Raw genomic sequence first — 26,334 nt, forward strand, 5'->3', positions numbered from 1 at the left:
TCTCGGTGGTCGAGTCGGGTGCTCCCGGTCAGTGGGACTGGAACCGATCGCCGCGTCCCGCACTCGCGATGGTGTGTGAACGGCGTCACGTTTGCCTATTCCGGCGCCAGTGAGGAGTGGAAATCGATGCGGGTCCTGGTCACCGGAATCACCGAGCCGAGCGGTCGCGCGGTGGCGCGCATGTTGTTGGCCGCAGGGCACGAAGTGGCCGGACTGGACCGCCGGTGGCATCGCTTCATCGATCCGCGGGTGCAGTTCACGACCGGAGATCCCACCGACCCCGCGGCCTGTGCGCGAGCGCTCGACGGATGCGCGAGCGTCGTGCATCTGGCCGGATATGGCATCGACCAGATCGCCACCGCGGCGCGCGATACCGGTGCGCGCGTGGTGGTTCCGGTGATCACCGGTACGCGCTCGACGCGGCCCACCGAGACCCGGGCCGAGGCCGCACTGCAGGGTGTGGACGGCGTGCTGGTGCGCACCGCGCCGATAGCGGGGCGCCGGATCGGTGACGAAACCCGCCGTGCACTGGAGCCGGTCCTCGGTTCCAGGTCAGTCGACGGGTTCCAGTTGCTGCACAGCGATGACCTGGACCGCTTCCTGGTGCTGGCCGCCACCGCACTGCCGCCGGGTCGGGGCGACGATGGACTGCAGATCGTCGACCTCGCGGCCTCCGGTGTGGTCACCGCTGCGGAGGTACGACGCATGCTGAGAGAAGCAGGCGTGCGGCACTCATCCTGGGTGCCCGGCTGGTCCGGCCCGCAGCAGCTGCTGGATCCGACTGTCGCACAGGAGAAATGGGGCTTTCGCTGCGGATGGACGGCCCGTGAGGTGGTGGCCGATCTGGTGCGCGGCATGATCGGTCGCAAGTCCGACGGTGGCGGGTTCCGCACCCGCCGCGGCGCTATCGCATTGCCGTCGCACGTGATTCCCGCCCGCGCCACCACCTCGGACAACCACCCGCTGGCCGATATCGCGCCCGAGGGTCTGGAGGGGGAATTCGATGATCGGGTCGACGCACGCTACCCGGTGCACACCGCCACCAACACCTCCGAGGCGTTGCCCGGCCCGCTGACCCCGCTGACCATCGACCTGCAGGCCGGTGCGATCCGCCTCAGCAACGAGGCCATGGGCGAGATGATCGCGCTCGACGGAATCGCCTTGGAGCACTGGACGAGTCGGGTCACCACGGTCCTCGGCCATCACATCTATATCAATGCCTCGATCGGTGTGCTGGCCGCCGAGAATATGCCGGGCTGGGACGAGGACAGCATCCGCCGCGACGCGTACGGCAATATTCCGGCCGAGATCGCCCTACAGCCGCACGGGAAGCCACCGATGCCGACCGGACTCGCCAGCAGTCTGGCGACGGCGCGCGCGACCTCCCGCGTCATCGCCACCGCGCGCCGCTTCGGGAAGACGGCGGAGCTGATCAATGCCGCCTCGCATGCGGAATCGTTGAACGCCAGCGATATTCGCGCACTGACCGATGAGCAGTTGCACGTACGCGCCCTGCTCTGGCGTGACCGCCTACACCAGGCATGGCAGGCCGCGGCGATCGGCGTGATGATGACCGGCGCCGCCACCGCCATCCACGCGCGCGGCAAGGATGCGGGCGAGGTCCCCATCGACCTGAACCGTCTGGAATCGGCGAAGCCGATGCTCGCGGTGGAGCGGCTCGCCGAAGTGTGCCGTGCCGATCCCGATCTCGCCGAGCTGGCGCGTGCCGGAGATATCGCCGCCGCGCGGGCGCAATCGCCTGCCTTCGCGGCCGCGCTCGACGAGGAGTTGGCGAAGATCGGACATCGTGGCCCGGGCGAATGCGAGCTGATCAATCCGACCTTCGGTGACCGGCCCGCACTCTTGGTGAGCGCTGCGGCTCGCGCCGCGCAAATGCCCGCGCCCAAGCGCGAACCCGTGGATCCGTCGCCGAGCCGCACGGCCAAGATGGCCGCTGGAGCCACCGTTGCCCGGGAACGAGCGCGCGACGGCGTCGTCCGGATCACGCACTGCCTGCGACTTGCCGTGCGCGAGCGGGCGGATCGGCTCGTTCGCGCCGGTCGGCTGTCCGATATCGATGACGCCTGCTATCTGACGTTGGACGAAATCTTCTGCCTCCCCGCGGATGCGGCCGACAAGGTGGCCCGCAGGCGCGTGGAACGGATTCGAATGCAAGCCATCCGTATGCCGGATGTCATTGCCGGACAATGGGAACCGGTCGCCGAGGCCGCCGCCCTCACCGCCGACGAGAGCCTGACCGGCATCGGTGTCTGCGCCGGTGTGGTGGAGGGCCGGGTGAAGTTGGTGCTGTCGCTGGACGACGATATCGAGCCCGGCGACATTCTGGTCGCCGCGGTGACCGACACCGGACACACCGCGATGTTCGCCTACGCCGCCGCCGTGATCACCGATATCGGCGGCTCCGCATCGCATGCCGCGATCGTCGCTCGCGAGTTCGGCATTCCGTGTGTCGTCGACACCAAGACCGCCACCACCAGCCTCGCCGATGGTCAGCGCGTCCGCGTGGACGGTGCGGCCGGGACGGTCAGCCTACTGGCCGACTGAGCGCGGCGCCGAACTTGGGCCGCAGACCACGTGCGGTCCATGATGAAAGGAACACCCCTCGTGAAGAATTCGCGCGCTTTCCGCGGCGCTCTTGTGGCCGCGGCCGCAGTGCTCGTCGGCGTTCTCCCGGCGCTGGCAGGTCCGGTATCGGCAGGTCCGGTGCTATCGGGTCCGGCCGCGCCCGTGCTGCGTGCTCCGGGCCAGGCCGACCGGCCGATGGGGCTGGCGCATGCGCCGAATGCCCGCGATATCGGCGGGTACCCGGCCAAGGGCGGCGACAAGCTCGCGACCGGCGTCGTCTACCGATCCGACGCACTGGCAAAACTCGATGCGACCGAACAGCAGAAGCTGGTGTCGCTCAACATCACTCAGGTCATCGACTTCCGCAGCCCGACCGAAACCGGTCGCGATCCGGATAAGCTCCCGGCATCCATCCGCCGCACCGAGCAGCCGGTCTACGATCCGGCCAACGACTTCTACCTCATGGTGGCGCGACTGATCCAGGCCGGACCGGCCGCGCAGCAGGAGGCGCTCGGCGGTGGTAAGGCCGCCGAGATCATGCGCGACTACTACGCCTGGTTCGTCTCGAATCCGACCGCGCGCGCCCAGTTCGCGCAGGCCTTCAACGACATCGCGACGGCGCAGGGTGCGGTGCTGTACCACTGCACGGCGGGCAAGGACCGCACCGGCTGGATGACCGCCATCCTCATGAGTGCGCTGGACGTGCCGAAGGGACAGATCTACCACGACTTCCTGGAATCCAATGACAATCTGGCGGCCGGGAACAAGGCACTGCTCGACGGGCTCGTCGCCCAGGGTCTGGTGACCGATCGCGCACTGTGGGAGCCCATTCTCGGTGTGCAGCGCGACTTCTTGGACGCGGCCTTCGACCAGGTGCAGACGTCCTACGGGTCGTTCGACCGGTTCCTCAGTGACGGGCTCGGCGTCGACAGTGTGACGCTGGATGCGTTGCGGGCGAAGCTGCTGACCAAGCACTGAGCCTCGGATACCGCTGCCGGGCACTGTGATCCGGGACGTGCCGGTGTCGCCACGACAGCGACACCGGCACGCAGCGCACTACCCGGTCTCGGTGAATCGCTCGGCCGCAGCGCCGCGCAGACTCCCCGCGGGCAGCGTCCGGCCGCACAACACCAGCAGCAAATCCTGAGCAGAACCTGCGAGCACGGACCCGGAGCCGTAATTGAAGTCGAGATCGTCGGCCCGCAACTCGATCCCGTCCAAATCGACGCCGAAGTAGTTGACGCTCCTCGGCGAGAGCGCCCCGAGCACCAGCCGCATCCGATCGGCCGGGACCACCCGGTCCAGCCCCAACGCCACGGTGATGTCCAAGCCGTGAATGACGTCATGACTCAACGCGCCCGCGAACCCGCCGCCCGGCGGCTTCCACGGATGATGCACGTTGTCCCGCACCGCGGCTACCAGCTCCTCGGCCGTCAGCGCCGCCGCATCCGCCCGCGCCGTCCTATCCGCCATCTTGTTGAAATTTCCGCGCGCCTTGAGCATTTCGAGCGCGAACCGCGGCGTGGACAGCCGAAACGGCATGGTGCTGTGCGCGACGACCTCCCGCACCCGCCACCCCGCGCACAATGTCGGCTCATCCCACTGCTCGGCATCCAGCCCACCGAGCAGATCCGCCAACTCACTCCGCTCGGCCTCGATCGCCGCACGTACCTCGGTCTCCGTCATCAAGCCTCCTTCAACCGTCCGACATACAGTCCTTCCCATGACCTGAGACGAATCTCCACCCCGAAACTCATCGGTACCGGCCAGCAGCGCAGGTCCGCAACCTGGACGTCAGGCGGATGGCCGGACCAAGTCGGTTGAACGCGCGGTCATGCCGAATCCAGAGCATTTTGTGAATTGCTACACCTGCCCGAGTCCAAGTTCATGCGCTTCGGTCACCATGGCTTCGGTCCAGGCCGCCGCGATGACAGGTGTTGCCGGGCTAGGGTTCGACCGTGATGGGCAGCGATGCCGTGGGGGTGTGGCCGATCGCGGTGTTGGTGGCGGGGTCGGTGATCGTCACGTCGATGGAGGAGTTGCCGCTGCTGATGGATAGTGCCTGGTTGGTGTCGAGTTGCACGTCCAGTTGGTAGGTGGTGGTCTGTCCGTGCTCGAGGGCGAACGGGGCGACGAGGGTTCGGGTGAGGAAGTCGGTGCCGCCTCCTTCGGCGACGTAGGGCACCGTCTGCCAGGTGTTGGTACCAGGATCGAGCATGTGCATCGACCCGGCGGGCATCATCTTGACGGGGCTCGGATTACACGAACAGTGCCCCAGCGACACCACCAAGCCCACCTCGGGATTGTCGGTGGTTGTGGTGTTGGCCAGTGTGACCGTGAAGCGCATCGGCGTTGCGCCCGGCCGGATGGTGGTCGGGTCCTGCGGTGAAATGGTGACGTCGATGCCGTTGGCTGTGCCTTGTTCGGCGGAGGCGGGGAAGGCGGTGATGACCGAGAAACCGACCGCCGCAGCGGCAATCGCGGACCCTGTCAGTAGCCTGCACGTCTTTTCCTTGCTCATCGACACTCCTGATGATCGTTCGTAGTCGGTCGGACCTGAAGTGGTGTGCATTTCGCAGTCCATGTCAGCTCGTATCGGGCGCTGGTATCTGTAGGCGCGGCAAGTGCGCCCTGGTTGGCCGGTGGGCGCGGCGAATCTTTCGTCACGTGCAAAGACTCTCGGAACCCCGTGATCCCAGCGGATGCGGAGCGCAACCCCGAGACGGAGATTCGCGAGTCATGCGGGTGAATTCTCTGCGACTGGCGCCGGATGCGCACCGACTCTGCCACGAGTGCGGAGTATGGCGATTGCGACGACGACCGTCCATGCCGGCACGGCGAAGGCCGCAACTCGTTCCATACCGCCCATCCCGATAACGGGACCGTGCTGGGCGAAGAACAGAAACGCTGCGAACAGCGCGATGGTGGCGATGACAGCAGTGACGGGCCGCATCCTTCCGAACGGGGTCGTCCGCGGTAGAAATCCAGCGCAGACGAGTCCGATATTGCCCAACCCCATGATGAAGAGTGCACCCAGTAGGTGGAGGTTCTCGTCGACGTCCGCGGGAACGAATCCCACCATGAGCCACCCGCCAGCGCACATGCCGAGCAGGATGCGGGCACTTCGCGAAATCGCTCCTCGGCCCCAGCAGACACCGGTCAGTAGCAGGCCGACCAGCAGGAGAACACCCAGGGCGATGAAGGACGCGTTCATGACACTGTGCAGTGGCGAGCACACATACCGGGGACGGGACTCGTCCGCGATCTGGCAATGGACGTTACCCAAGTCGCTGATGTTGTTGTTTTTCCAGCTGTAGGGCGTTTCCCAATCGGCTCCTACGATCAGTTGCGCGACCAGGAACTGTACGGCGCCAACCACCCATGCCGCTGCGCCGACCTTGGCGGTCGTCGTTCCGCGGTTTTCGGACGCGGACGGGCGGGCCCCAACTCTCGTATTCAATGCACCTTCTTGTTCTCATGAGATGGTCGACGACTGTTTCGTTCCAGAGGTTCGGGTAGCGCTCCACGAAGGAGCCGACGGCTCGGAGATGCTCCGCGTCTCGCCACGAGAATCGAGGAGGGAAATGATCTCCCGGTCAACGATGTTCGCGCGTGCACGGATGCTGCTGACCCGGTCGGGTCGATCGTCGAGAAGCACATCCACGTCAAAGCCCCCGCCGGTCCGTCCTGCGCGCGCTGACGATGTCGATCGCCCCGACCACTACGAGCACGGCCCCGAGTGGCCCACCCCGGAACCAGAAGAATTCGGTGTCCCGCGCGAAAAGCCACAATGCTGCCCCACCGACAACGAGCAATACCCCGAAGATGGTCGCGAGTCGTATCTGCATGCTGTAATCCTGCCGCCACGCCGGGTGCCGTTCGTCGGCCGAAAGGTGGTGCGCAGGTCATCATTTCGGAGGACGAGTCGGGTGACCCGTTTGTGGTGCGATGCAGTGATCCCGTCTCCACCACCGACCCGCAGGCGAATAGGTCAGCTCCCTCGGGCAGCGAGGAAGGTGCCCGCGTGGATGGTCGTGCCGAAACCGGGAGCGAATTCGCCGTATTCGTAGAGGAGATGACCGCCGACGATGGTGGCGGCCACGGCATGGTCGTTGCGGTTGACCATGCGGTTCATACCTGCGATACCGGGGACCGGAGCTTCGGCATAGGCGCTGGTGGAGCCGTCGAAACCGGTGGGGTCGATGATCGCGATATCGGCGCGGGCGCCTTCGGTGAGGCGGCCGGTATCGAGGCCGTACCAGTCGGCGAGTTCGCCCGTCAGCCGGTGCACGGCGGTCTCGAGTGGCATGAATCCGCGCCGGTGCACGCGCTCGAGCATGCGAAGGCCGAAATTGTAGAAGGCCATATTGCGCAGGTGAGCGCCGGAATCGGCGAAGCCGACCTGGACGACGGGGGAGCGTTGCAGCCGGTCCATCACCTCATCGCGGTCGTTGGCGATGACGGTGCGCCAGCGCAGCTGCGAGCCGTATTCGACGGTGAGGTCGAGCAGTGCGTCGGCCGGGTGGATGGCGCGCTCATCGGCTACCTCGCCGAAGGACTTACCGATGACCTCGGGATCGGGGCAGGAGACGATCTGCGCGTCGTAGAGGTCGCGATGCCACACCCGGGGACCGAATTTCTTGGTGAGGTCCTTGCGGAACTGTCGGCGGTAGGACTCGTCGGCGAGTAGTTCCCCGCGCTTCATCACATCGCGGATATTCAGTGCGGCGACGCCGGAGCCGAATTCCTCGAAGACCACCAGGTCGACGCCGTCGGCGTACACCTCGAACGGCACCGGCAGATGCTGCCACCGGAATGCCGCTCCGCCAACGGTATTCGCGATCCAGGCCGCGGTGGTCGCGGCGCGCGCGACGGTGCGGTCGGCCTTGACGTCCATGCCCGCGATGAGGGTGGTCTTCAGCGGTTTGCGGAAAGGGCGGCCCGCGCTCTCGGCGAAGTAGCGCACGATCTCCGCGCGGGCGGTGAGGTTGGGTGTGCTCTGATGGATTCGATTGCGCTGCCGCAGAATGTCGTTCAGCACCCGGTACTCGTGCCAGGTGGCGTAGGTCGATGGCAGCTGCCTGGTCGGAAAGCGCACGCCCTCCAGTTTGGAGAATGAGCTGCGGATGGTGGAGAGCCCGAGGAATCCGGCATCGAGCGCCGCACCGAGCATATGCCGCATGCGATCCAGTTCGGCAGCGGTCGGCCGGGCGGCGGCGTCGACCGCCCGAGCCAGCCCGAGCACCGCGACCCGCATATCCGAATGTCCCAGCAGCGCGGCCACATTCGCCCCGAGCGGGCGCGCGGCGAGTGCGCGAGCGTAGGCGTGCGGACCGTCCCAGTCCTTATGCTCCTTGACCGCGGAATGCACGGCATCCCAAGGCAATGCCTCCACTCGGGCGAACAGATCGGCACAGTCCTCGGCCTCGCAGTACACCGTCGAGAGCGAGCAATTGCCGAACACCACGGAGGTGACCCCGTGCCGCACGGATTCGCCGAGACCGGGATTGCCGAGCACCTCGGCGTCGTAATGCGTGTGCACGTCGAGCATTCCGGGCATCACCCACTTGCCCGCCGCATCCATTGTCCGGACACCGTCGGGCAGTACCGAGGTGCTGATCACGGTGACCTTACCGTCGGTGATCCCGACGTCGGCGACCCGCGGCGCGCTGCCGAGCCCATCGAATACCGATCCGCCGCGAATCACCAAGTCGAACCGAGTCATCTCAGCCCCTCGCATCCATCCGGGTATCCGGTACTGCCGGTATCGCCTACATGGTCCCACGGCCGCGGGGCTCTCGCGAAATATCAGGCGACCTGGAGGCCAGTGTAGGCGGCCGCGAGCAGTCCGCCGACGACGCCGAGGCCGATGAGCGGGCCGAGCGTGGCGACGGCGAGCCAGCCGAGGCCGATCAGCGCCGCACCCGCCACCCAGGTCGCGATGGGCGCCGAACGTGACATCAGCTCGAAGAACTCGGTTGGTTCGGTGTGCTCGGCTTCGCAGGGCGGTTCGCCGTCGTGGACGAAACCGACGACACCGGGCAGCCGCTTGTCCATCAGAGCCGCACCGTGACCGCCCTTGATGTAGCGCACCTGCAGCGTGCCGGGTGGAACGGAGTCGAATCCGGTGAATCCGCCGACACCGACATCGCGCATACCGAGCCCGCGCAGGGCGCTGCACAGCCAGGCGACGGGTTTATCGGCGCTCGCGCACACATTGACCAGCGTGCGGATCTGTCCGCTGTCGGCGCACCGCACCCAGTCGAATTCGCGGGGCAGCACACTGCCCGCCAGGAAGACGTTGTGGAATTCCATTGCCGGAATCTGTTTGAGCGATTGTCCGAACAGATAGGTGCCGTTGCTGTGACCGACGAAATGGAACGGAACGCCGGGATGCCGCGCCAGATGGTAGCTGTACTGATCGGCGAACCACCGCAGGTTGCGACGCCGGGTGAACGGCAGCGCGAAGTCGTACGCCGACAGCCGCCCGTACGACGGCGTCACCACGAGCACATCGTTCCCCAACTCGTGCAGTTTGGTCTCGAGCTCGGTCGGCCATTCACCATTGCCGGACCGAATTCCGTGCAGTGCGAACACGACCGACTTGATGTTCGCCTCGTACTCGGACAGTGGGCTGGGATCGGTGGAGGCGACATCCTCGGTAATGGCCCAGCGCAGGATGTCGTAGCGCTGCCCGGTGTAGTCCTCGCGAACCTTGCGCCCGGTGCACGCGATATCGGCGTGGGTCGAGTTGGGCATCAGCTTCTGCGCACCGGTCGGCAGGGATTCCAGATCTCGGCTGTCCTCGCGGTCCACCGCCCAATCGTTTCTGGCGCGCACCTGCACGACGGTCGGCGCCTTATCGCCGAGATCGGCTATCTCGCGCAGCCATTGGATGCGCAGGTTGGTGATGAACGGTGTGCCGCAGAGCATGTCGAGCACGGTGAACGTCCCTAGCAGCGGGGCCAGCAGCTTCGCCATCACCCGGCACGGCCAGGGTGCGCGGTTGAGATCTACCCCGCGGTTCGGCGCGGCGAGTAGCACGATGCGGGTGACCGCGTCGGCCCAGGCCAATTGCGGGCCGTCGAGACCGCGCAAGGCCTGCAGGAACGCGTAGCGCAGCATGACCCCGCCGATGCTGTGTCCGATGAGGACGATCTCCGCGGTCCGGCGCGGTCCGGTCCAGTACGCGTCGATGCGATCGGCGAGATCGCGACAGCGGGCGGTCAAACTGCCCCGGCTGAACCGGGTGACCGGCTCCGGGAATTGCCAATAGATGGCCTCGTCGGGCCCGTATCCCGGCTCATGCCGCAGCTTGTTGAACAGGTCCTTGGCCGCATGCGGCGGTTCGGAAAGGCCGGCGACATAGACGATGAGCCGACGGCGCTGTGGGTGCGCGGATTCCATGACGATCCCCCGGGGTGCAGTGCCGCCGATCCTCACTCGACGGCAGGCGATTGTGCTTGTACTACAACATCGCGCAGACGTCCACCGACGTTTCGCCCGGTATTGCATCGGCGCTGCTCGCCGGCGTACTCATCGAGGGTAGACGGCCCGTCGTGTGCGTTCGTACTCCGCCCGGATCCGCCGACCGATCGCCCCACCGTCGCTGGGTGCGCGAACCTCGACGATGGTGCGTGCGGACCAGCGTGGTGGTTGCGCCGTGCCGCCGAGAACCCAGGCCGCCTGCCGGGCGGCACCCAGCGCGACGTATTCGTTCGGCTCGGGGACCCTGACCGTGACCCCGATGAGCTGGGCGGTGAGTTCGGCGACCAGGCTGGATCGGGACGCACCGCCGATGAGCAGCACCCGGTGGATCGGGATCCCGGCGGCGCGCAGCCGGTCGAGCGCATCGGCCACATTGCAGAGCATGCCCTCGAACGCCGCGCGGGCAATATGGCTGGGGCGCAGGGTTTCCGGTCGCAGACCGTGCAGACTTCCGGTGGCCTGCGGCAGATTCGGGGTGCGTTCCCCGGACAGATAGGGCAGTAGCACGACGCCGTCGGCACCGGGCGGTGCCTGGCGCGCAAGGGCTTCCAACCCGGTCAGATCCACGCCGAGCAGGGCGGCGGTGGAGTCCAGTACGCGGGCGGCATTGAGTGTGCAGACCAGCGGTAGGAAGGCACCGGTCGCATCGGCGAATCCGGCGATCGCCCCGGTGGCGTCGGCGCTGGGCGCAGCGGCCCGGGTGTAGACCGTGCCACTGGTGCCGAGTGACATCACGACGTCACCGTCTTCGATGCCCAAACCGAGTGCCGCACCGGCATTGTCACCGGTGCCCGCTGCGACCAACGCGCCCGCTGGCGTGCGTCCGACCGCTTCGGTCGGTCCGGCGACGCGGGGGAGTTCCGGCGTCCGTCCCCGGAAGGCTTGGGCCAGAAGATCTTTGCGATAGCTTCCGGCAGCGGGTGACCAGTAGCCGGTGCCCGATGCGTCGCCGCGGTCGGTGGTCGGTTCGACGGCGCGATCGGTCGGCCCACCCCGCAGCCGCCAGGTCAGGTAGTCGTGCGGCAGCAGCACCCGGTGCGTCCGGTCGGCGTGTGCCGGTTCATGATCGGCCAGCCAGCGCAGCTTGGCGACGGTGAACGCGGCCAGCGGCACACTGCCGACGGCCTCGGCCCATACCTGCGGGCCGCCGAGTTCGGCGATCAACTCCTCGGCCGCGTCCGCGGAGCGGAGATCGTTCCACAGCAACGCATCCCGCACCGGCTGACCATCGACGTCGACCGCGACCAACCCGTGCTGCTGACCTGCGACTGCCACCGCATCGGCCCGATCGAGTAGCCCGTCACCGGCCGAACACAGTGCCTGCCACCAAGATTCGGCGGGAACCTCGGTGCCATCCGGATGCGGGGCGTGCGCTTGCTCCAGGATCTCGCCGGTATCCGCGTCACAGCGCACGACCTTGCACGATTGGGTAGAGCTATCGACTCCAGCAACGGTGGCCATCAGGCGGGCACCCCGGTACTGTCCGAATCCTGGCCCGGCCGAATGTGTATCTTGCGACCGGTACCGTCACGGAAAGTCTGTAGCGCATCGGCGAATTCGGGCAATCCGAAGCCATGGGTGATCATGGTGTCCGCATCGATCACGCCCTTGCCCATGAGTTCGACCGCCCGCCCGAAGCTGTGCAGCACCGCCATCGAACCGACGATGGTGATCTCGTCGTTGTATATCCGAAACGGCGAAATCGACGCGGTCGCCGCCCCCGGCGCGACCCCGAACTGCTGGAACACCCCGCCCCGGCGCACCCGGCCGAGCCCATCCTCGATGGCGGCGATCGCGCCGGTGCAGTCGATGACCACCTCCCAGCCCTGCGGGCGGTCCAGTTCGGCGGCGGCGGTCGCGGTGGCATCCGCGCCGAGTTTGCGCGCCACCTCTAGTCGCGCGGTATTGATATCGACCACCGAAACCGACGCGGCCCCGGCGACCCGCGCGAGCTGCAACATCAGCAACCCCATGGTGCCCGCTCCGTAGAGCAGGTAATGCGCGCCGAGTGCGCGCGGCAGCACGTCGAACGCGTGCACCGCACACGACAACGGCTCGACGAGCGCGCCGTGTGTGGCCGATACGGCCTCGGGTAGCCGATAGCAGTTGGCGGCCGGCACCGCGACGTACTCGGCCATCGCGCCGTCGACGGTATCGCCGATCGCACCCCAGCGCTCGCACAGATTTCCGCGCCCGATCGCACAGTAATGACATGAGCCGCAGAACAACGACGGATCGACCGCGACGGTATCGCCGATTCGCATGTCGGTGCCGGGACCCAGTGCCACCACCGCACCGGCGAACTCGTGACCCGGCACGATCGGATAGGGCGTCGGCGGGAACTCGCCGTCGGCAATGTGCACATCGGTACCGCAGATCCCGACCGTGTCCACCCGCACCACGACCTGACCGGGGCCGGGCGTCGGATCCGGCACCGTTCGCACAGAGAAATTCCCTGGCGTATCGATCACGACCGCGCGCATAGCACTACCTTGCACCCGAACACCGGCCTCCCGTTGCATTTTGCCCGGCCGTGCCCCCGGATTTCCGGATGAGGCAGACTGTCGCGGTGAACGACGACCGGGACCGGCACGCCGACGTGCACGTCCGCACGGGCGACGGAACCACCTTGCCCGCCCTGACGGATCCGCTACTGGACGATCTGCTGCACGAACCACCCGACCCCGAATGCCCCGCGATCGTCGTCAGCCGCGGTGACCACGCCTACATCCAGGCCCGCCTGCTCCCCGATGGCGTCTACGAACTGGAGCACCGCGCGGACGGAGCGGACGAGTGCCACCAGATCTACACCCCCGACGCCCGGCTGGTGCGTGATGTCATGTGGGCGTGGATCGACGAGGACCCTTGGTGGCGTGACAGTGTCGGGTGGTATCGCGTCGACCCGGCCGTCGCGGAATTGGAAGCCACCCGTCGCGAGTTGTCCGGACTGCTGGACGGGTTGTCGGTCATGGACGGCATCGAGTCGGCGATGGACGATGCCTTGGCCCGCGCCGACGAGCTACTAGCCATGGACCTTCCAGATGACGAGGACCCGGACCCGCGCTGAGCCCGTTTTCCGAAAGCGGTTCGAACTGCGGGGCGCCCCGCGGTGTGTATCCAAAGGTCTTGCCCGCGTTGGTATGTCGGTGACCAGATGCGCGACGTGCCCGAGCGTTTACGGCCACTTGCTGCTTGCCGCAGCGCTGGCGCCCGACCGGATGTCAGGGCGTGTCCGCTCTGTTAGTGCGGCGTGTGCGCTCCGTGCAAACTTTCATTCGCGCAGCAGGTAGTCCGCCGCACAGTTCGGCTCATAGCGTGGCTCGGATACGCAGCTCCAGCAAGTGCACGAGGAGGAGTCATGGACTGCCCGGATGTGGGCAATCGGATGTCTCGATATCCCGATGAGTCAGATGTGCACCTCACAGTGCAACTCGGTAATGTGCGCTTCGATTTCGCGGCTTGCGCCACTGCGGCTTTGTTGTTCATAGAAGATTGCCGCGCCCGCCGCTATCCGAAGCATGTCGCGGTGATCCCTGGTGACACCCACAGGTACCCACGCCTACCCAATGAGCGCCTGTATCTGGAGCCCTGAGCCACATCGATGAGCCGAACAGCTCGGACCGACCCGATTGTCGCGTCTCACGCTCGATGCCTTGAAATCGCAGCTCCCGCGGCATGCCGTCGGATCACCTGGCCGTCGATCGGCTGACAGCGTCGTCACCGGAGCCTGGATGGATTCGTCTCCAGGTGCGAGTGTCCGACACCCTGACCTGCCCCGACAACGACGTTGGCCGCGGTCACAAAGGTGTGGACCTGGAGCGGTTCCGGTGCGGGTGACCGAGGACGTCGACGTGTGGCCGCGGTCGGCGTACCCGCACATCCTGCTCGCCGCTGCTACGGGATCGGGTAACGGCGGGGGCAGTTGGTCGCTGAGCTCTGGATGCCAGTGCCCGACGAATAGGCGGTTGTCGGGATACTGAATGACACGGGGGCCATCTCGATGTCAGGGGGTAATAGATCCTGAGTTCGCCGGGTGGACCGCGATCCAGCAACGATCCGGCATCGGAGGCAATGACGCCGGCCACGGACTATTCTGGCCAACACCGACTCGTCGGATGCTGGCGTGCTCGGGTACGGGAACCGATCACGAAGTAGGGAAGTGATGACGGTGAACGACATGGCCGTCTTCGTCCAAAACGCCACGACACGCGTCGTCGCCCCGCAGGAGCGCGCAGACTACTGGTCCGAGTTGATCAACTCCTACCACCGGCGTCTGGGCTATGCCTTCCCGGATGGAAGCGACTTCGAGGGTCGCACGACCTTGCGGCGCACCCCCGACTACCAGCTCATCGGCTGGGAGTCCGACGCGGTGACCTACTACCGTAGCCCCGGACTCGTGCGCGGCGACTCCGACGACGATTTTCGACTGCTGCTCCCCACCGCCGGGCAGGTGGACCTCTGGCAGGCCGGCGAACACGCGCGTCTGCCATCGGGTGTCGGTTGTCTGGTGACCATCGACCGACCGTTCGCATTTTCGCTGGGTGATGGCAGCAGGGGACTGCTGATGACCATCCCCCGACGAGAGGTCGACCAGCGCCTGGGCCACACGCCGGAGCTGGCCGCCACTCCTGCCGACCTCACGTCAGGTCTCGGAAGGGTGGTCGCCGACCTCGCCGCCGCGCTGTTCGCCGAGGGCGGCGACCTGACTCGACATCAATTCGACACCGCCTCTTCCCACCTGGTGGAACTGCTCTGCATGCATATCATCGGCGACCTGCCCACCAGCCCCGGCCATCTCGCCGACGTGGAAGCCGCTGTCCGACACTACGTTCGCACTCATATCGAAGACCCCGACCTGACAGGCGCGAAGATCGCCCGCGCCCTCGGCTGGTCGCTCCGACAAATCCAGCTCGCGTTCCAGCATGCCGGCACCACACCAAGTGAACTGATCAAGGAAGAACGTCTGCAACTCGCCTATTCGCGCCTGCGCAGTCCCGGCTACCGCGACCGGAGCATTACAGACATTGCCATGGGATTGGGCTTCAGCTCGGCCAGCGTCTTCAGCACGGCTTTCCGTCGTCGGTTCGACGCCAGCCCGCGCGATGTCCGCCACGGTTGACCAGGCGTGTTGTCGTGAACTCTGCCGCGCCTCGGCTCGACCGTATCGCTGTGACGTGAGGGCCTGCCGGGGCTGATTGCGCCGGTCGTCGGCAGCGAGCGGATGCCGCATGCTGTCGGGTAGCAATGGATGCGGCGCGCCGATCGACGCGACGAGGGCCGAGCAAACCAGCCCGCACACTCTTTACTAGGTGCTGATCCTCACTGGGCGCTGATACCACAGCGCCGTCGTCGCGATATCCGCGTCTTCCAGCGGCAGGTATGTGCCTTCGTCATGCCAGCCGAGCGCCTGCATCGTCACGCGCAACTCGCGCTGGTAGCAGATCGGATCGCGAATATGCCAGCGGTACATGCCGAATCGCTGCTGCGGCCGGTAGATCTCGTCGGGTGGCAGCACCTGGTGCAGTCCGAGATAGGGCGTCGAATACGTGCGGTACGAGCCGTCGAGGTCGAAATTCCATGCGCCGCCGAAGTAATCCTCGGTGCCGGTGCCGCACAGCGTCGGATGGGTGGTATCGCCGTCGAGGTAGAACTTCAGCTCGCCCTCACCCCACCAGCCCGGTGCGCCCGGCCGGATGGCCAGATAGGTGCCGACATACCGGCCGGGTCCGGGCACCGTGTCGAGGATGGTGTGCACGGCGGGCGCACCGAGCGGTGTGCTGGCGCAGCGCAGCGCGTGCAGATATCCGGCGGCCACGGGTACGTCCTGCTCGGTGTAGGTGAATTGGTAGTAGACCGGAACCGAGCGGTCACTGCCGTTGTGCAGTGTGATGCGGGCGTGCGCGCGAAAAGGCATGGGCCAGTAGCTGTTCAGGCCACCGGCTGGTGCGACGACCACCATCTCCGATCGCACCAGCGCCAATTCGTCCCAGCCGTTGCAGAAGAAATCGCCGAGCGGCAGATCGATCGACGGCTCCGGCTGGTCGTCCCAGAACATGCGCAAGGTGAGTAGCCCGAGCGCGGTGCGGTCGGTCGTGAGCCAGCAGTGCCGAAGCATGCCGGGGCCGGAAATGTCTGCCAGCGTTGCGGTTTCGCCCGCCCCGAGGTGGATGGACGGTGAGATCTTCCAGCCGGGGCCGAGTCGGCGCGCCGCGTGCGCGCCGGTGCCATCGGTCGCACGACCGCCCGCACCGGGGGCGCCGGTCGGATTCTCGGCGCTGATCGAGCGGGTGCGTGCGCCATCGAGGCGCCAGAGTTCCGACCCCGAGGTGGTCACAGCCCCGGCCAGCCGTATCGGTCGGTCGCCGCGGCGTGTCCCGCGCGCTTCTGGTAAGTGAAGCCAGTCTGTGGTTGTTCGGGTTCGCCGACCGTTACGCTGGCCGAGAGCTGGGCGAGTTCGCGCCGGAACTGGTCCATATCCAGCCAGCGGATCTGCTGCACCAGTTCCTCCATCGATTCGGCGGGCAGCGCCCCGGCCTGCGAATACACCAGCATGCCCTCGCGGAATGCCATGAGGGTCGGATATGCCTCGATCTCGGCCATTTCCGTCAGTTGCTGCTCGGCGTCGATATCGACCATGGCGTAGACGATCTCGGGGTGCAGGTCCGAGGATGCCTCGAAGACCTCGGCGAAGCGGCGCGAGGGCTCACACCATTGCGCACCCCAGTCGATCAGCACGATATGACTGTTCGCGATGGTCGCGTCGAAGTTGTTTCGGGTCAGGGTCATGGTCGGCATCGAGATTCCTCGCGATTACTGTCCTATCGGCAACTTTGCATCCTCGCATAGGCATGAGGCTTACGGGAGATGAACGGATCGGTGCTGTTCCGCCGCAAGGAAATGCGCGATATGCCTGGTGGATTCGTACATCTCGCGGTAGCGCTGGTAGTACGCAGCGTAGATGTCTGCGCGCTCCGGATCGGGCTCCACCACGCCGATGAGGGGATTCCAGCCCGCGGTATCGACGCCGACCGATGCTGCCGCGAGCAGAGCGTCGCCGAGGCAGGCCCCGACGGTATCGGCCGGAAGTTGCTGTGGCAGGCCGGTCACATCGGTGACGATCTGGGTCCAGAGGCCGCCCTTCGTGCCGCCGCCGACGGCGACCAGCCGCCGCGCCTGCCCGCCCGCCGCGGTCATGGCCTCGAGGTTGTGCCGCACGCCGTAGGCGATGCCCTCCAGCACCGCCCGATACAGCTCCGCACGTCCGTGCCCGAGGGTGAGACCTGCGATAATGCCCCTGGCGTCCGGATCGAACAGCGGGGTGCGCTCGCCCGCGAAATAGGGCAGCGCGAGCAGGCCCCGACTGCCCGCGGGGACCTCGGCGGCCTCGGTCACCAGGTCGGTGAAATCGCCGCCGACGAGTCTGCGCAGCCAATCGGTGACCGCGCCCGAGGTCGCCATGCCCGCCGCCGATGTGTAGGTGCCCGGCCAGGCTCCGCAGGTCAACCACAGACCCGGATGCGGTCGCGGATCGGAGAGCACCTGCACGAGGAACATGGTGGTGCCGTACATGATCATCGCGTCGCCGGCTGCGCGGACGCCGACGCTGGCCGCCTCGGCCCAGGCGTCGATGGTTCCGGTGGTGACCGGAAGTCCGGCGGGTAGTCCGGTCACCGACGCGGCGGACGCGCTCACCCGCCCGATAACCTCAGTGGGCCAGGCCAATTCGGGCAAGGCGAGACCGGGCGCGACGACGGCGGCCCAGTCCCACGCCCAATCTCGTTGCCGCAGGTCGTACATCGGAACGCACTGGCTAGCCGATTGATGGTCGAGTACATAACGGCCGGTAAGTCGGTGCACCAGAAACGAACTCGCCATCAACAGCATGGAGGTGCGGGCCGCGACCTGCGGCTCATAGCGGGCCAGCCAGCGCAGTTTGGGGCCGACGGCCTGGCTGGTCAAGGGGGAACCGCCGCGCTCGAGTACCGCTGCCGCGCCGAATACCTGGTTCAGTTCGGCGATTTCGGCGGTCGCCCTGGTGTCGACGCCGTAGAGGATGGCCGGACGCAGGGGATTTCCGGCGGCATCGGCGGGGAGCAGGCATGGGCCGATGCCGGATACGCCGAGTGCGTCGACAGTCGCGCTGCCGGCCGCGTCGAGGAGTTCGCGGATGATCGCGCGGAACTCCGTCCACCAGATCATGTCGGCATCGTGTTCGACCCATCCCGGTCGCGGTGTCGAAACACCGTGCGTCCGTTCGGATCTGGCGATGATCGTGCCGTCCGGCCGGACCAGTACGCCTTTGGAACTGGAGGTTCCGATATCAACTCCGATGAACATGCCCGGGCCTCCTGTTCGCAGCGTTCGTCATCGGGTGAATTCGTCGACGGTGATAGCGAGGAGATCGCAGGCGGCTCGGACCGTGGCCCGATGATCGCCGGGGACCGCGTGAATATGGTTGGCGCCGAAGCGGGACAGGAAATCTCCGGCATGCGCGTCCAGGCGGGCGAAGGCATGTGGCCATTCCCAGGTGGACTGCTTCATCAGTGCTTCATTGGTTGCCTGGTCGTAGGTTTCGAAATCACCCAGCATCAACTGCATTCGATAGTCGCCGTCCTTGCGGGTGAGACGGGCCAGGGTCATTCGGCCGGGTGCGGCCAGATGGTGTACGGAGGCACCGCCTGCGGGGAAGAAGAACACCTCCGGGTACAGATGCACGTTGGCCAGGTTTTCGTTCGGATCCTCGCTGCGTGCCGCGAACCAGGTGGCGTGCTGACCGGAGTTGCACAGATCCCAGATGTCGCGGTCTTGGTGATAGTGCCGGACATCGGCGAAAAGCACGGGGGTGTGCGCGATCCGCTGGAGCAGCTGCATAGTGAGCGCGCCGTCCATATCAGCTTCGGTCGCGCAGATATGGGGCTGTTTGGGGCCGTTCCAATCGTAGGGATCATTGAGGAACGCCTCGGTGATATCCATCGTCGCGAAGTACTGGGTGAGTTCGGGCTGGCCTTTGATACCGGAGAAGTCCAGGCGCCATTCGGCAATCAGTTCGCGGACTGCCAGATACGAGCGGATCTGACGTTCCAGCAATTCCGGTGTCAGTTTCACACCGTCGTAGTGCACGCCAGCGGTGTTGCGCTCCAACCACTCTCGCGCCCCCTTCGCCTCCCCGGCATCGGCCGATTCCGCGCGGCGCACGATCTCCCACTGGTCGATCTCCTCGACGTCTATGCCGAACAGTCGCTGCCACTGATCGGTATTGGCCACGGCCGTATTCATGCCCATCGGGCGACCGCCGAAGCGTCCGAAAGTACTGCCGCGCAGACTGGATACGGCTGCCGCCGCAGTGGCCTGGATGCCGATCGCCTCGATCAGCGCGGTGTCGGCCGGATCGCCCCACAACCGGGTGTGCGCGCGGCCGATCTGATCCAACGCCCCGCCCGCGGCCAGCATGCCGACCATACCGGGCTGCACCGGATCAATATTGGACAGCAGCAGTAGCGGCCCCGGCGTCGCACCCGCGGCCAGCATGGTGAAGTGCGGGAATGCCCAGACCGCATAGTGCAGCACCGTGAGATCCACACCGGCGGCGGCCACTTCACGAGCAACCGATCCGGCCAGTGCGTTCGTACTGATCGGCGCCGTGCCACGGACCACCTCGTGTCCGGCCGCCCGCAGCCCGGCGACCAGCCGATTCTCTGCCGATTCGATGAACTCCGCGATGCCCGCGTGCACATAGTCACGCCCATCGGAAATGCTCATCACGCCGATCCGCGCCATCCCGACCGCCTCCCAACGTGCAGGCCCCCCTCCAGGATTATCCATCCGGAGGGGGTGGCGGGTGGTCGGCTTCGGGCGAGTGGGTCAGCGGTCGTTATCCACCGGTGACCGTTCGCTGTCGACCAACTCGGCGGTAATCGCGTCGAGGCGCCGGGCGCGCGCCGGGTCGAAGTCCGTACCCGTCAGTGCGAGTCGCGTGCGGCGCCGGAAGGCCGTGAGCGGTTCGGTCGGCGGATGGTCGATCAGCTCCGCGATGGGGACGATGGCCTTGCCGACCGGCTGTCCGGCGGCCAGCAGCCACGCCTTGGTGAGCAGGCGGTGCGCCGTTGGCAGCGGATCGGCCATGGCCGTGCGCACCATCAGCGGATTGTAGAGCACATATCGCGTGCGTGCCCGCGGATGGCGTTGGGTAAATGCGACGCCGAGCAGGTCGATGCAGCGCGAGGACTGCATGGCCGCGCGCATACCGCGATAGCCGTCGCGCAGTTGCAGATCCTCCCATTCGATGGTGCCGGGAAGTCCGCCGGGGCCCGCGATATTCATGATGACCGGTGCCGTGGCGCGTTCGAGTGCGTCGAAGAGTCCGTGCCCGATGACATAACGACTCAGATAGGCGAGTGCGAAGGTGTACTCGAAACCGTCGGCGGTCTCCTGGCGTACGGACCGGAAGTTCTGCGCGCCGAAGACGACCCCGTCGACGGTGTCGGTGACGGCCTCGACGTCCGCGAGGACCTTGCGCATCCCGGCCAGCGTGCTCAGATCGGCCGGTACGAAGACGGCTCGGCCGGCGGCGCCGAGTTCGGCGGCCTCGCGCAGGAATCGGGCGCCTTTGGCCGCGCCGCTGGCCACCGCGAACACCCGGTCGCCGCGGCCGAGAAAGTGCAGACCGAGACCCCTGCCCATGCCGTCGGTCCCGCCGGTTATCACGTAGGTGCGCATCGAATCGCTTCTCCTCGAGTCAATTTCGGTTGAGTCATCGTCCGGTGACATCGAGGCTATGAAGCAGGTATCCAGCAAGTCAACAACTGATGACTTATGCTGACTTGATGACCGAAACCGCAGCGCCGGGCCGTCGGCGCGACCGCGCCGCGACCCGATCCGCGTTACTGGATGCCGCCCGAATCCGGTTCGCCACCATCGGATTCGACCGAACCGGCGTCCGCGATATCGCAGGTGATGTCGGCGTGGATCCGGCGCTGGTGTTCCGCTACTTCGGTACCAAGGAGCAGCTCTATGCCGAGGCGATGTACCTCGAGATCCCGAAAGGGGTTGCCGCCGACCCACATCGACCGGTGGTCTCCATCGTCGATGCCCTGCTGCGCGATGTCGTCTTCGAGGACTGGCCCGAATTCGGCGGTGAGCACCCGGTGCTGGCGATGTTGCGGTCCTCGGGCCATGCTCGCGTGCGTGACCAGTTGCGGGCCCAACTCTGCGATGGCTACCTGCAGGAGATGACCGTGCGCTTGGACGGTGCCGATGCCGCCCTGCGCGCCGAATTGGTCGGTGCGCTGCTGCTGGGTTTGGGGGTCATGCGCTCGGTGGTCGGCGCACCCGCGGTCTCCGGCGCGACCTTCGAGCAGACCAGGGTGCTGGTGGCCGAGATGGTCCGGGCGGTCAGCGGGGGACGGCCGCGGTGACGGTGCGCGGGTTCGGGAAGGTGAGCGGTGCCAGGTGTACCCCGCCTTGAGCCCAACCCGCGCTGGTGATCCACCAATCGTCATTGTCTCGGACCAATTCGGCGGCATGGGCGGCGATATGACCCGCCTTATCGCCGATGCGGAAGTGGAAAGGCGTGTCGCTGCGGAACACATCGGTCCCGACGTAATGCGGGCGCGGACCGATGAACAGGTACCACCAGCCGCCGTGAGGTACGACGAACGGTGATTCGGTATTGCCCGCCTCGGTGCCGATACTCGGGTCGGTATAGGCGATATGCCGATCGCCCCAGTGCACCAGGTCGCCGCTGGTGCGATAGGCGACCACATGGTGACCGCCGAGTGGTGTGCTGGTGGCGCAGTAGTACATGACCCACTTCTCGCCGATGCGCAATACCATCGGATCCCTGGCGTCGTAGCCGTCACGGAACAGCGGCCCGGTCCGGCTGCGGGTCCAGCGGTACAGGTCGCTCGAGGTGGCCAGATTCATCGCGGCGCTGGTCCGATCGGCGCCGCCGCCCGCGTAGAACATGTAGTACCGGCCGTCGACGCCGATGACATGCGGCGCCCACAGATGTGTCTCACCGTAACCGCGATCCACGGTCAGGGCGGCCGCCTGTTTGGTCCACGGTCCGCGCAGCCGGTGCGCGGTCGCATGCGCGAATTCGATTTCGTGGAACGGGTCGGCCGGTTCCGGATGGGTGATGCCGAACAGGTGCCAGCGACCCGTTTCGTCGCGAACTACGGTGTGGTCGTTGATGTACCACGGGTGTGGCTCACCGGCACCGGGGTCGTAGACCCTCGCGAACGCGCCCGCCCGCACCACCTCGCGCGTTGCCATACTGCCCATGATGCCCGGCGAGGTCCCCGTCGAGGCGGGGTCCGCGACATCGAGATGGTGCGGATATCAGTGGGTTGGTGGTTGCTGCGGCGGTGTTTTTGCGGGGGAGTCGGGTGGTGGTGGGGGCGTCGGCTCTTCGAGGATCGCGGTTGGCTGGTCCGCTGTGGCCTCGGGAGTGGCGGACTCGGGCGGTGTCGGCTCTGCTGGCGACTGGGGCGCAGTGGACTGGTCCGCTGTCGGCTCGGGCGCAGTGGATCGGGGCGTTGCTGGCTGGGGAGTCGTGGACCGAGGCGTTGTCGGCTGGTCCGCCGTCGGCTCGGGAGCAGTGGATCGAGGTGCCGTCGGCTGGGGAGCTGGCGGTTGGGGCGTTGTCGGCGTGGGTGCTGCCGACTGTGCGGCCGCGGCCCGCTGACCCGCCCGCTGCTGCCTGCGCCGCAGCACGGCCTGGCTGAAGCTCGTACTGCTGAAATGCGTGCCGTAGACGCCCAGTGCGATCACCCCGGCCGCGATCACCGCGACGCCCGCGCCCCAGTCGATATGCCAGAACGCCGCGACCACGCCGACGAGGGAGCTGAGCAGGGCGATGGCTCTGGCCGCCTCATCGGTCATGCTCGGGCTCGGTACCTTCTCCCCCGACTGCCATTCATCGAGCATGAGCAGCACCACGAGCAGCGGCAGCGAGATGGCGAAGGCGATCACCGAGATCCGGCCCGAGGTGCCGAGCGGTTCGGCCGTGAGGAAGCCCTGCAGGATGACGACGCCGACGGCGATCAGCCCGCCGTACATCAGGCTGTTCTGTTTGGCGAATTTCTTCTTTTCAGCCGCGGTGGTGAGCTTCTCGTAGTCGACATCGTCGTGCCCGCCGGTGACCCTACTGCAGGTTCGGCGCCAATTCCGGCCGAACAGTCTCCACAGCCGGGACTAGGCGTCGTCCACCAGCACCGTGCGGAGCCGGGCGAGCTCACCGCCGGATAGGCCGTGCATGCGCAGCCATTCACCCGCCCCACCCTGGGTACTGCGCAGTTCGTCGAGGAACCGCATGATGACGTCGGGATCGACTGCGAGTATGCCGGTCCGCACCGGTGGCAGTCCGTGATAGGACGGCAGCGCGTCGAGGCGTGCGCGAATGCGTTCCAGGCGTTCACCGGTGAGCGCGTAATCGGCGGCGATCGCCTCGGCGGGTACGCCGACCGCGTCCAGCACCACGGCCGCAAGAATGCCGGTGCGGTCTTTGCCTGCGGCGCAATGGAAGAGGACCGAGTGACGCTCGGAATCGGCGATGATGCGGGCCGCAGTGACGATGGATTCGCTACTGCCGGAAAGGAGTTCGCGGTAGAGGGCGACGAGATCGTATTGTCTGCCGTCCGGAACGAGTTCGGCGGGCGTCGCGGCGGCGGTGCTGGCCTTGCGCACCGGTAGGTTGACCATGCGCACGGCCGCATTGCCGGTCAGCCTGCCGTAGCCCTCGCGCAACACCTCATCCGGGTTGCGCAGGTCGATCAGGGTGCGCAGACCGACCGAGCCGATGAGTATCCCCAGGTCGTCCTCGGTGAGATGCTGGGGTGTGCTGGCGCGGTAGGCGACGCCGAATCGGGTTGTGCCGCCGCCGATTATCGGAAGACCGCCGAGGTCGCGGACATTGTCGATTTCGGCGAACTCCACCCATCGCCGCTGGGCATTGTCGGTGAACACGGCGCTACTGGGCTCGGCCCGCGGCGGCCTCGTCGGCGCGGCTCAGGCCGCACAGACCGATGAGGTCTTCGTGCAATTCGAACCACACCGTGTGATAGCTGTCCATGATCGGCCGGGCCACCCAGCTGTGGTCGCCACCGTTCATGCGCTCGACGGCGCGAGTCAGGCGATCGGTGTAGGGCGCGAGGCGGGGTGTAATGGCGCTGATGCGTTCGACCAAGGGGGCGACGCGGTCGTGCAGCGTGGTGAGACGCGCCAGAATGGCTGCGTCATAAGCGTTGTCGGAGTGATCGTTCACCGTACTCGCGTCCTTCATCTGCCAGGCCGTGATGACTTCCTTCAGCTCGGCATTGAACCCGCAGAATTCATCGTAGGCCGCCGCGATGACGTTCCGGTCGATATCGGTGCGCTCGTGCTGCAGAAGTTGGGTCAACTGTTCTCGCCCCTGTGGGGTGAGCCGGATTCCGACGGGTGTGCTGGCGCATAGCCCACGCGTAACGAAATCGGCAGTGCGCGACGAGGCTTCGTCCTCGGCGATATCGAGGCTTTCGGTAATGGCAATCGGTTGCACCCGGCCCTTGATACCGATCAGGCGGAGTATCGCGAGTTCGGACACCTTCGCACGTTGCACTTCGGGTTCAACAGCAGTGTGGCCGACGGTATCTGCGGAATGTGTTGCTGTTGGCGGCTCTTCGTTCCGCTCACGGTCCGAGAGGAACGCGGGCAGCTCAGCCGGATCGACCCGCGCCCATTGTGCGAGCCGATCGATGTCCTCGATGACCGAGGCCGCCACCGCTTTTCCGGTCACCTGTCCCGGCAAAATCGTGCCAGCTCCGCCGTCGACGGTGACGACGCGACCGGCCAGCGCCGCGACGACCCCCGGGCCGCAGCCGACCACGCACGGGCGGCCCAATTCCCGGCTCACCAGCGCGGCATGCGAGGTCGCGCCGCCGAGTTCGGTGACAATGGCCTGCGCCGCGATCATGCCGTGCAGATCGTCCGGGCTGGTGGTCGGACGCGCCAAGATCACGTGCTCACCGGCGGCGGCACGGGTTTCGGCCTCGTCGGGATCGGTGACCACGACACCGGAGGCGAGTCCGGGGCACGCGGATTCGCCGCGGGCCAGTGGTCGCAGTCCGGTGTCCTCGCCGGATGCGGGGCGTAGGACGGTCCGCAGTTGGTCGGCCCCGACCCGGCGCAACGCCTCGTTCGCGTCGATGAGGCCTTCCTCGACCATGGCCACCGCGGCGCGAAGGGCAGCGCGCGCAGAGCGTTTCGCGGGCCGTGCCTGCAGCAACCACAGACGGCCCGATTCGACTGTGAACTCGATATCCTGGATATCGCGGCCGTCGCGCTCGAGCATTTCGGCGGCGGCGATCAATTGGCGGTGCACGTCGGGCAGCGTCGCCGCGAGTTCATCCAGCGGACGTGGGGTGGTGCGCCCGGAGACGACATCCTCACCCTGCCCGCCGACCAGCCACTCGCCGAAGACCGGATGCGCACCGGTATTCGGATTCCGGCTGAACAGCACGCCCGTCCCGGACTGCGCGTCGAGATTGCCGAAAACCATGGCCTGCACCGTGACCGCCGTGCCGAGCGCGTCGGAAACACCCCGGGTGCGCCGATAGGTTTTGGCGCGTGCGGAATCCCACGACCGGAATACTGCACTGATCGCGCCGCGCAGCTGCTCCCACGGATCCTCGGGCACGACGCCATTCGAATCGCCGAGCACGATCTCGCGATACTGCGTCACGAACCGTCGCCGCGTATCGCTGGCGTAGTCCGGATTTCGCGTCTCGGCAGTCAATGCCCGCTCGACCGCGTCGGTCATGCCCAGGTTGAGAACCGTATCCATCATCCCCGGCATGCTCACCGCCGCGCCGGAGCGCACCGAGACCAACAATGGACGCTCTGCCGCACCGAACTGCCGCCCCGTCCCCCGTTCGAGCGCGGCAATTCCGGCTCGCACGCCCGCCCAGGTCTGTGCATCGAGCACCCCACCGTTGGCACCGAATTCCGCCCATGCCTCGGTCGTCAGCACGAATGCCGGCGGTACCGGCAGCCCGAGGCCGCGCATATGATCGACGCTCCATGCCTTACCGCCGATCCGCTGCCGCGACAGTCCGCACGCCCCGTCGAGTTCCGCAACGGACGAAGTCGCGTTCTGCCGACCGGCATCGAGCCCCCCGAAGGCGGCTCCCGGTCGCCGCACCGGCTCCACTCCGATCGTCATAACACTCCTTCGGTCGTCGACAGCCATCGCGCACTCAGCGCATGACAAAGGGCGGATCACCG

Annotated in this window: 22 protein-coding genes; 5 read left to right on the top strand and 17 right to left on the bottom strand. The window is 66.6% G+C overall.

The window, feature by feature from the left end; all coding sequences use genetic code 11:
• Positions 1–126: 126 nt before the first annotated feature.
• Positions 127–2,565, top strand: coding sequence for a PEP-utilizing enzyme (locus ACQP1G_RS17830; protein WP_433205337.1), 2,439 nt, complete (start codon positions 127–129; stop codon positions 2,563–2,565).
• 60 nt (positions 2,566–2,625) lie between these two features.
• The gene (locus tag ACQP1G_RS17835) at positions 2,626–3,564 is read left to right on the top strand and encodes a tyrosine-protein phosphatase (protein WP_433205340.1); all 939 of its coding nucleotides are present in this window, start codon (positions 2,626–2,628) and stop codon (positions 3,562–3,564) included.
• Between the two features lie 78 nt (positions 3,565–3,642).
• Here the strand turns inward: ACQP1G_RS17835 and ACQP1G_RS17840 are convergent, their stop codons facing one another.
• The 8 genes from ACQP1G_RS17840 to ACQP1G_RS17875 all read right to left on the bottom strand — a co-directional run bounded on the left by ACQP1G_RS17840 (position 3,643) and on the right by ACQP1G_RS17875 (position 12,557).
• Entirely contained in the window at positions 3,643–4,272 is a 630-nt protein-coding gene (locus ACQP1G_RS17840) for a maleylpyruvate isomerase family mycothiol-dependent enzyme (protein WP_433205343.1), read from the bottom strand.
• A gap of 259 nt (positions 4,273–4,531) precedes the next feature.
• Complete coding sequence (locus tag ACQP1G_RS17845) at positions 4,532–5,107, bottom strand: hypothetical protein (protein ID WP_433205346.1); 576 nt, start codon at positions 5,105–5,107, stop codon at positions 4,532–4,534.
• Positions 5,108–5,323: 216 nt separating this feature from the next.
• The gene (locus ACQP1G_RS17850; RefSeq protein ID WP_433205349.1) at positions 5,324–6,046 is read right to left on the bottom strand and encodes a DUF998 domain-containing protein; all 723 of its coding nucleotides are present in this window, start codon (positions 6,044–6,046) and stop codon (positions 5,324–5,326) included.
• 205 nt (positions 6,047–6,251) lie between these two features.
• The gene (locus ACQP1G_RS17855) at positions 6,252–6,434 is read right to left on the bottom strand and encodes a hypothetical protein (RefSeq protein ID WP_433205352.1); all 183 of its coding nucleotides are present in this window, start codon (positions 6,432–6,434) and stop codon (positions 6,252–6,254) included.
• Positions 6,435–6,577: 143 nt separating this feature from the next.
• On the bottom strand, positions 6,578–8,311 hold the full coding sequence (locus tag ACQP1G_RS17860) for an N-acyl-D-amino-acid deacylase family protein (protein WP_433205355.1): 1,734 nt from the start codon (positions 8,309–8,311) through the stop codon (positions 6,578–6,580).
• An 83-nt stretch (positions 8,312–8,394) separates the two neighbouring features.
• The gene (locus ACQP1G_RS17865; RefSeq protein ID WP_433205358.1) at positions 8,395–9,993 is read right to left on the bottom strand and encodes a hypothetical protein; all 1,599 of its coding nucleotides are present in this window, start codon (positions 9,991–9,993) and stop codon (positions 8,395–8,397) included.
• 129 nt (positions 9,994–10,122) lie between these two features.
• Entirely contained in the window at positions 10,123–11,535 is a 1,413-nt protein-coding gene (gene xylB, locus ACQP1G_RS17870; RefSeq protein ID WP_433205360.1) for a xylulokinase, read from the bottom strand.
• On the bottom strand, positions 11,535–12,557 hold the full coding sequence (locus ACQP1G_RS17875) for a zinc-dependent alcohol dehydrogenase family protein (protein WP_433205363.1): 1,023 nt from the start codon (positions 12,555–12,557) through the stop codon (positions 11,535–11,537). Before ACQP1G_RS17875 ends, xylB begins: the two co-directional genes overlap by 1 nt.
• Before the next feature lie 68 nt (positions 12,558–12,625).
• Here ACQP1G_RS17875 and ACQP1G_RS17880 point away from each other — a divergent pair, with 68 nt between their 5' ends.
• Together ACQP1G_RS17880 and ACQP1G_RS17885 are read left to right on the top strand one after the other, a co-directional pair.
• Entirely contained in the window at positions 12,626–13,141 is a 516-nt protein-coding gene (locus ACQP1G_RS17880) for a hypothetical protein (protein ID WP_433205366.1), read from the top strand.
• A gap of 1,095 nt (positions 13,142–14,236) precedes the next feature.
• Complete coding sequence (locus tag ACQP1G_RS17885; RefSeq protein WP_433205369.1) at positions 14,237–15,193, top strand: helix-turn-helix domain-containing protein; 957 nt, start codon at positions 14,237–14,239, stop codon at positions 15,191–15,193.
• A gap of 186 nt (positions 15,194–15,379) precedes the next feature.
• Here ACQP1G_RS17885 and ACQP1G_RS17890 read toward each other — a convergent pair whose 3' ends face one another.
• From ACQP1G_RS17890 to ACQP1G_RS17910, 5 genes are read right to left on the bottom strand one after another with little or no spacing between them, the layout of a single operon-like run.
• Positions 15,380–16,408 (bottom strand): glycoside hydrolase family 172 protein, encoded by a 1,029-nt coding sequence (locus ACQP1G_RS17890; protein WP_433205372.1) that lies wholly within the window; start codon positions 16,406–16,408, stop codon positions 15,380–15,382.
• Entirely contained in the window at positions 16,405–16,869 is a 465-nt protein-coding gene (locus tag ACQP1G_RS17895) for a thioredoxin family protein (protein ID WP_433205375.1), read from the bottom strand. The genes ACQP1G_RS17890 and ACQP1G_RS17895 overlap by 4 nt, the downstream gene beginning before the upstream one ends.
• A gap of 60 nt (positions 16,870–16,929) precedes the next feature.
• Positions 16,930–18,411: an FGGY-family carbohydrate kinase gene (locus tag ACQP1G_RS17900; protein ID WP_433205378.1), complete on the bottom strand. Its 1,482-nt coding sequence runs from the start codon at positions 18,409–18,411 to the stop codon at positions 16,930–16,932.
• Between the two features lie 27 nt (positions 18,412–18,438).
• A complete protein-coding gene (locus ACQP1G_RS17905) occupies positions 18,439–19,896 on the bottom strand; it encodes an L-fucose/L-arabinose isomerase family protein (protein ID WP_433205381.1) in 1,458 nt (485 codons plus the stop codon).
• A gap of 39 nt (positions 19,897–19,935) precedes the next feature.
• Entirely contained in the window at positions 19,936–20,790 is an 855-nt protein-coding gene (locus ACQP1G_RS17910) for an SDR family NAD(P)-dependent oxidoreductase (RefSeq protein WP_433205384.1), read from the bottom strand.
• 107 nt (positions 20,791–20,897) lie between these two features.
• Here ACQP1G_RS17910 and ACQP1G_RS17915 point away from each other — a divergent pair, with 107 nt between their 5' ends.
• Positions 20,898–21,488, top strand: a complete 591-nt coding sequence (locus ACQP1G_RS17915) for a TetR family transcriptional regulator (protein ID WP_433205387.1) — start codon at positions 20,898–20,900, stop codon at positions 21,486–21,488.
• Here the strand turns inward: ACQP1G_RS17915 and ACQP1G_RS17920 are convergent.
• The 4 genes from ACQP1G_RS17920 to ACQP1G_RS17935 form a co-directional block, all read right to left on the bottom strand.
• Positions 21,466–22,347 carry a glycosyl hydrolase family 32 gene (locus tag ACQP1G_RS17920; RefSeq protein WP_433205389.1) on the bottom strand — a complete coding sequence of 294 codons (882 nt, stop codon included), beginning with the start codon at positions 22,345–22,347 and terminating at the stop codon, positions 21,466–21,468. The two genes, ACQP1G_RS17915 and ACQP1G_RS17920, sit on opposite strands and share 23 nt — an antisense overlap.
• Before the next feature lie 66 nt (positions 22,348–22,413).
• Positions 22,414–23,133, bottom strand: coding sequence for a hypothetical protein (locus ACQP1G_RS17925; protein ID WP_433205392.1), 720 nt, complete (start codon positions 23,131–23,133; stop codon positions 22,414–22,416).
• Positions 23,134–23,268: 135 nt separating this feature from the next.
• Positions 23,269–24,039 carry a tyrosine-protein phosphatase gene (locus tag ACQP1G_RS17930; protein ID WP_433205395.1) on the bottom strand — a complete coding sequence of 257 codons (771 nt, stop codon included), beginning with the start codon at positions 24,037–24,039 and terminating at the stop codon, positions 23,269–23,271.
• Between the two features lie 4 nt (positions 24,040–24,043).
• The gene (locus tag ACQP1G_RS17935) at positions 24,044–26,272 is read right to left on the bottom strand and encodes a pyruvate, phosphate dikinase (protein WP_433205398.1); all 2,229 of its coding nucleotides are present in this window, start codon (positions 26,270–26,272) and stop codon (positions 24,044–24,046) included.
• Positions 26,273–26,334 lie beyond the last annotated feature (62 nt).

It is taken from the genome of Nocardia sp. CA-107356 (assembly GCF_050946365.1).
Lineage (GTDB): Bacteria > Actinomycetota > Actinomycetes > Mycobacteriales > Mycobacteriaceae > Nocardia.

What these genes read in the sequence shown, in the direction of transcription:
- ACQP1G_RS17875 (WP_433205363.1), bottom strand. Translation starts at nt 12,557, where the DNA reads ATGCGCGCGGTCGTGATCGATACGCCAGGGAATTTCTCTGTGCGAACG.
- ACQP1G_RS17900 (WP_433205378.1), bottom strand. Translation starts at nt 18,411, where the DNA reads ATGTTCATCGGAGTTGATATCGGAACCTCCAGTTCCAAAGGCGTACTG.
- ACQP1G_RS17840 (WP_433205343.1), bottom strand. Translation starts at nt 4,272, where the DNA reads ATGACGGAGACCGAGGTACGTGCGGCGATCGAGGCCGAGCGGAGTGAG.
- ACQP1G_RS17935 (WP_433205398.1), bottom strand. Translation starts at nt 26,272, where the DNA reads ATGACGATCGGAGTGGAGCCGGTGCGGCGACCGGGAGCCGCCTTCGGG.
- ACQP1G_RS17920 (WP_433205389.1), bottom strand. Translation starts at nt 22,347, where the DNA reads ATGGCAACGCGCGAGGTGGTGCGGGCGGGCGCGTTCGCGAGGGTCTAC.
- ACQP1G_RS17915 (WP_433205387.1), top strand. Translation starts at nt 20,898, where the DNA reads ATGACCGAAACCGCAGCGCCGGGCCGTCGGCGCGACCGCGCCGCGACC.
- ACQP1G_RS17865 (WP_433205358.1), bottom strand. Translation starts at nt 9,993, where the DNA reads ATGGAATCCGCGCACCCACAGCGCCGTCGGCTCATCGTCTATGTCGCC.
- ACQP1G_RS17855 (WP_433205352.1), bottom strand. Translation starts at nt 6,434, where the DNA reads ATGCAGATACGACTCGCGACCATCTTCGGGGTATTGCTCGTTGTCGGT.
- ACQP1G_RS17895 (WP_433205375.1), bottom strand. Translation starts at nt 16,869, where the DNA reads ATGCCGACCATGACCCTGACCCGAAACAACTTCGACGCGACCATCGCG.
- ACQP1G_RS17860 (WP_433205355.1), bottom strand. Translation starts at nt 8,311, where the DNA reads ATGACTCGGTTCGACTTGGTGATTCGCGGCGGATCGGTATTCGATGGG.
- ACQP1G_RS17905 (WP_433205381.1), bottom strand. Translation starts at nt 19,896, where the DNA reads ATGGATAATCCTGGAGGGGGGCCTGCACGTTGGGAGGCGGTCGGGATG.
- ACQP1G_RS17880 (WP_433205366.1), top strand. Translation starts at nt 12,626, where the DNA reads ATGAGGCAGACTGTCGCGGTGAACGACGACCGGGACCGGCACGCCGAC.
- ACQP1G_RS17845 (WP_433205346.1), bottom strand. Translation starts at nt 5,107, where the DNA reads ATGAGCAAGGAAAAGACGTGCAGGCTACTGACAGGGTCCGCGATTGCC.
- ACQP1G_RS17885 (WP_433205369.1), top strand. Translation starts at nt 14,237, where the DNA reads ATGACGGTGAACGACATGGCCGTCTTCGTCCAAAACGCCACGACACGC.
- ACQP1G_RS17925 (WP_433205392.1), bottom strand. Translation starts at nt 23,133, where the DNA reads ATGTACGGCGGGCTGATCGCCGTCGGCGTCGTCATCCTGCAGGGCTTC.
- ACQP1G_RS17910 (WP_433205384.1), bottom strand. Translation starts at nt 20,790, where the DNA reads ATGCGCACCTACGTGATAACCGGCGGGACCGACGGCATGGGCAGGGGT.
- ACQP1G_RS17830 (WP_433205337.1), top strand. Translation starts at nt 127, where the DNA reads ATGCGGGTCCTGGTCACCGGAATCACCGAGCCGAGCGGTCGCGCGGTG.
- xylB (WP_433205360.1), bottom strand. Translation starts at nt 11,535, where the DNA reads ATGGCCACCGTTGCTGGAGTCGATAGCTCTACCCAATCGTGCAAGGTC.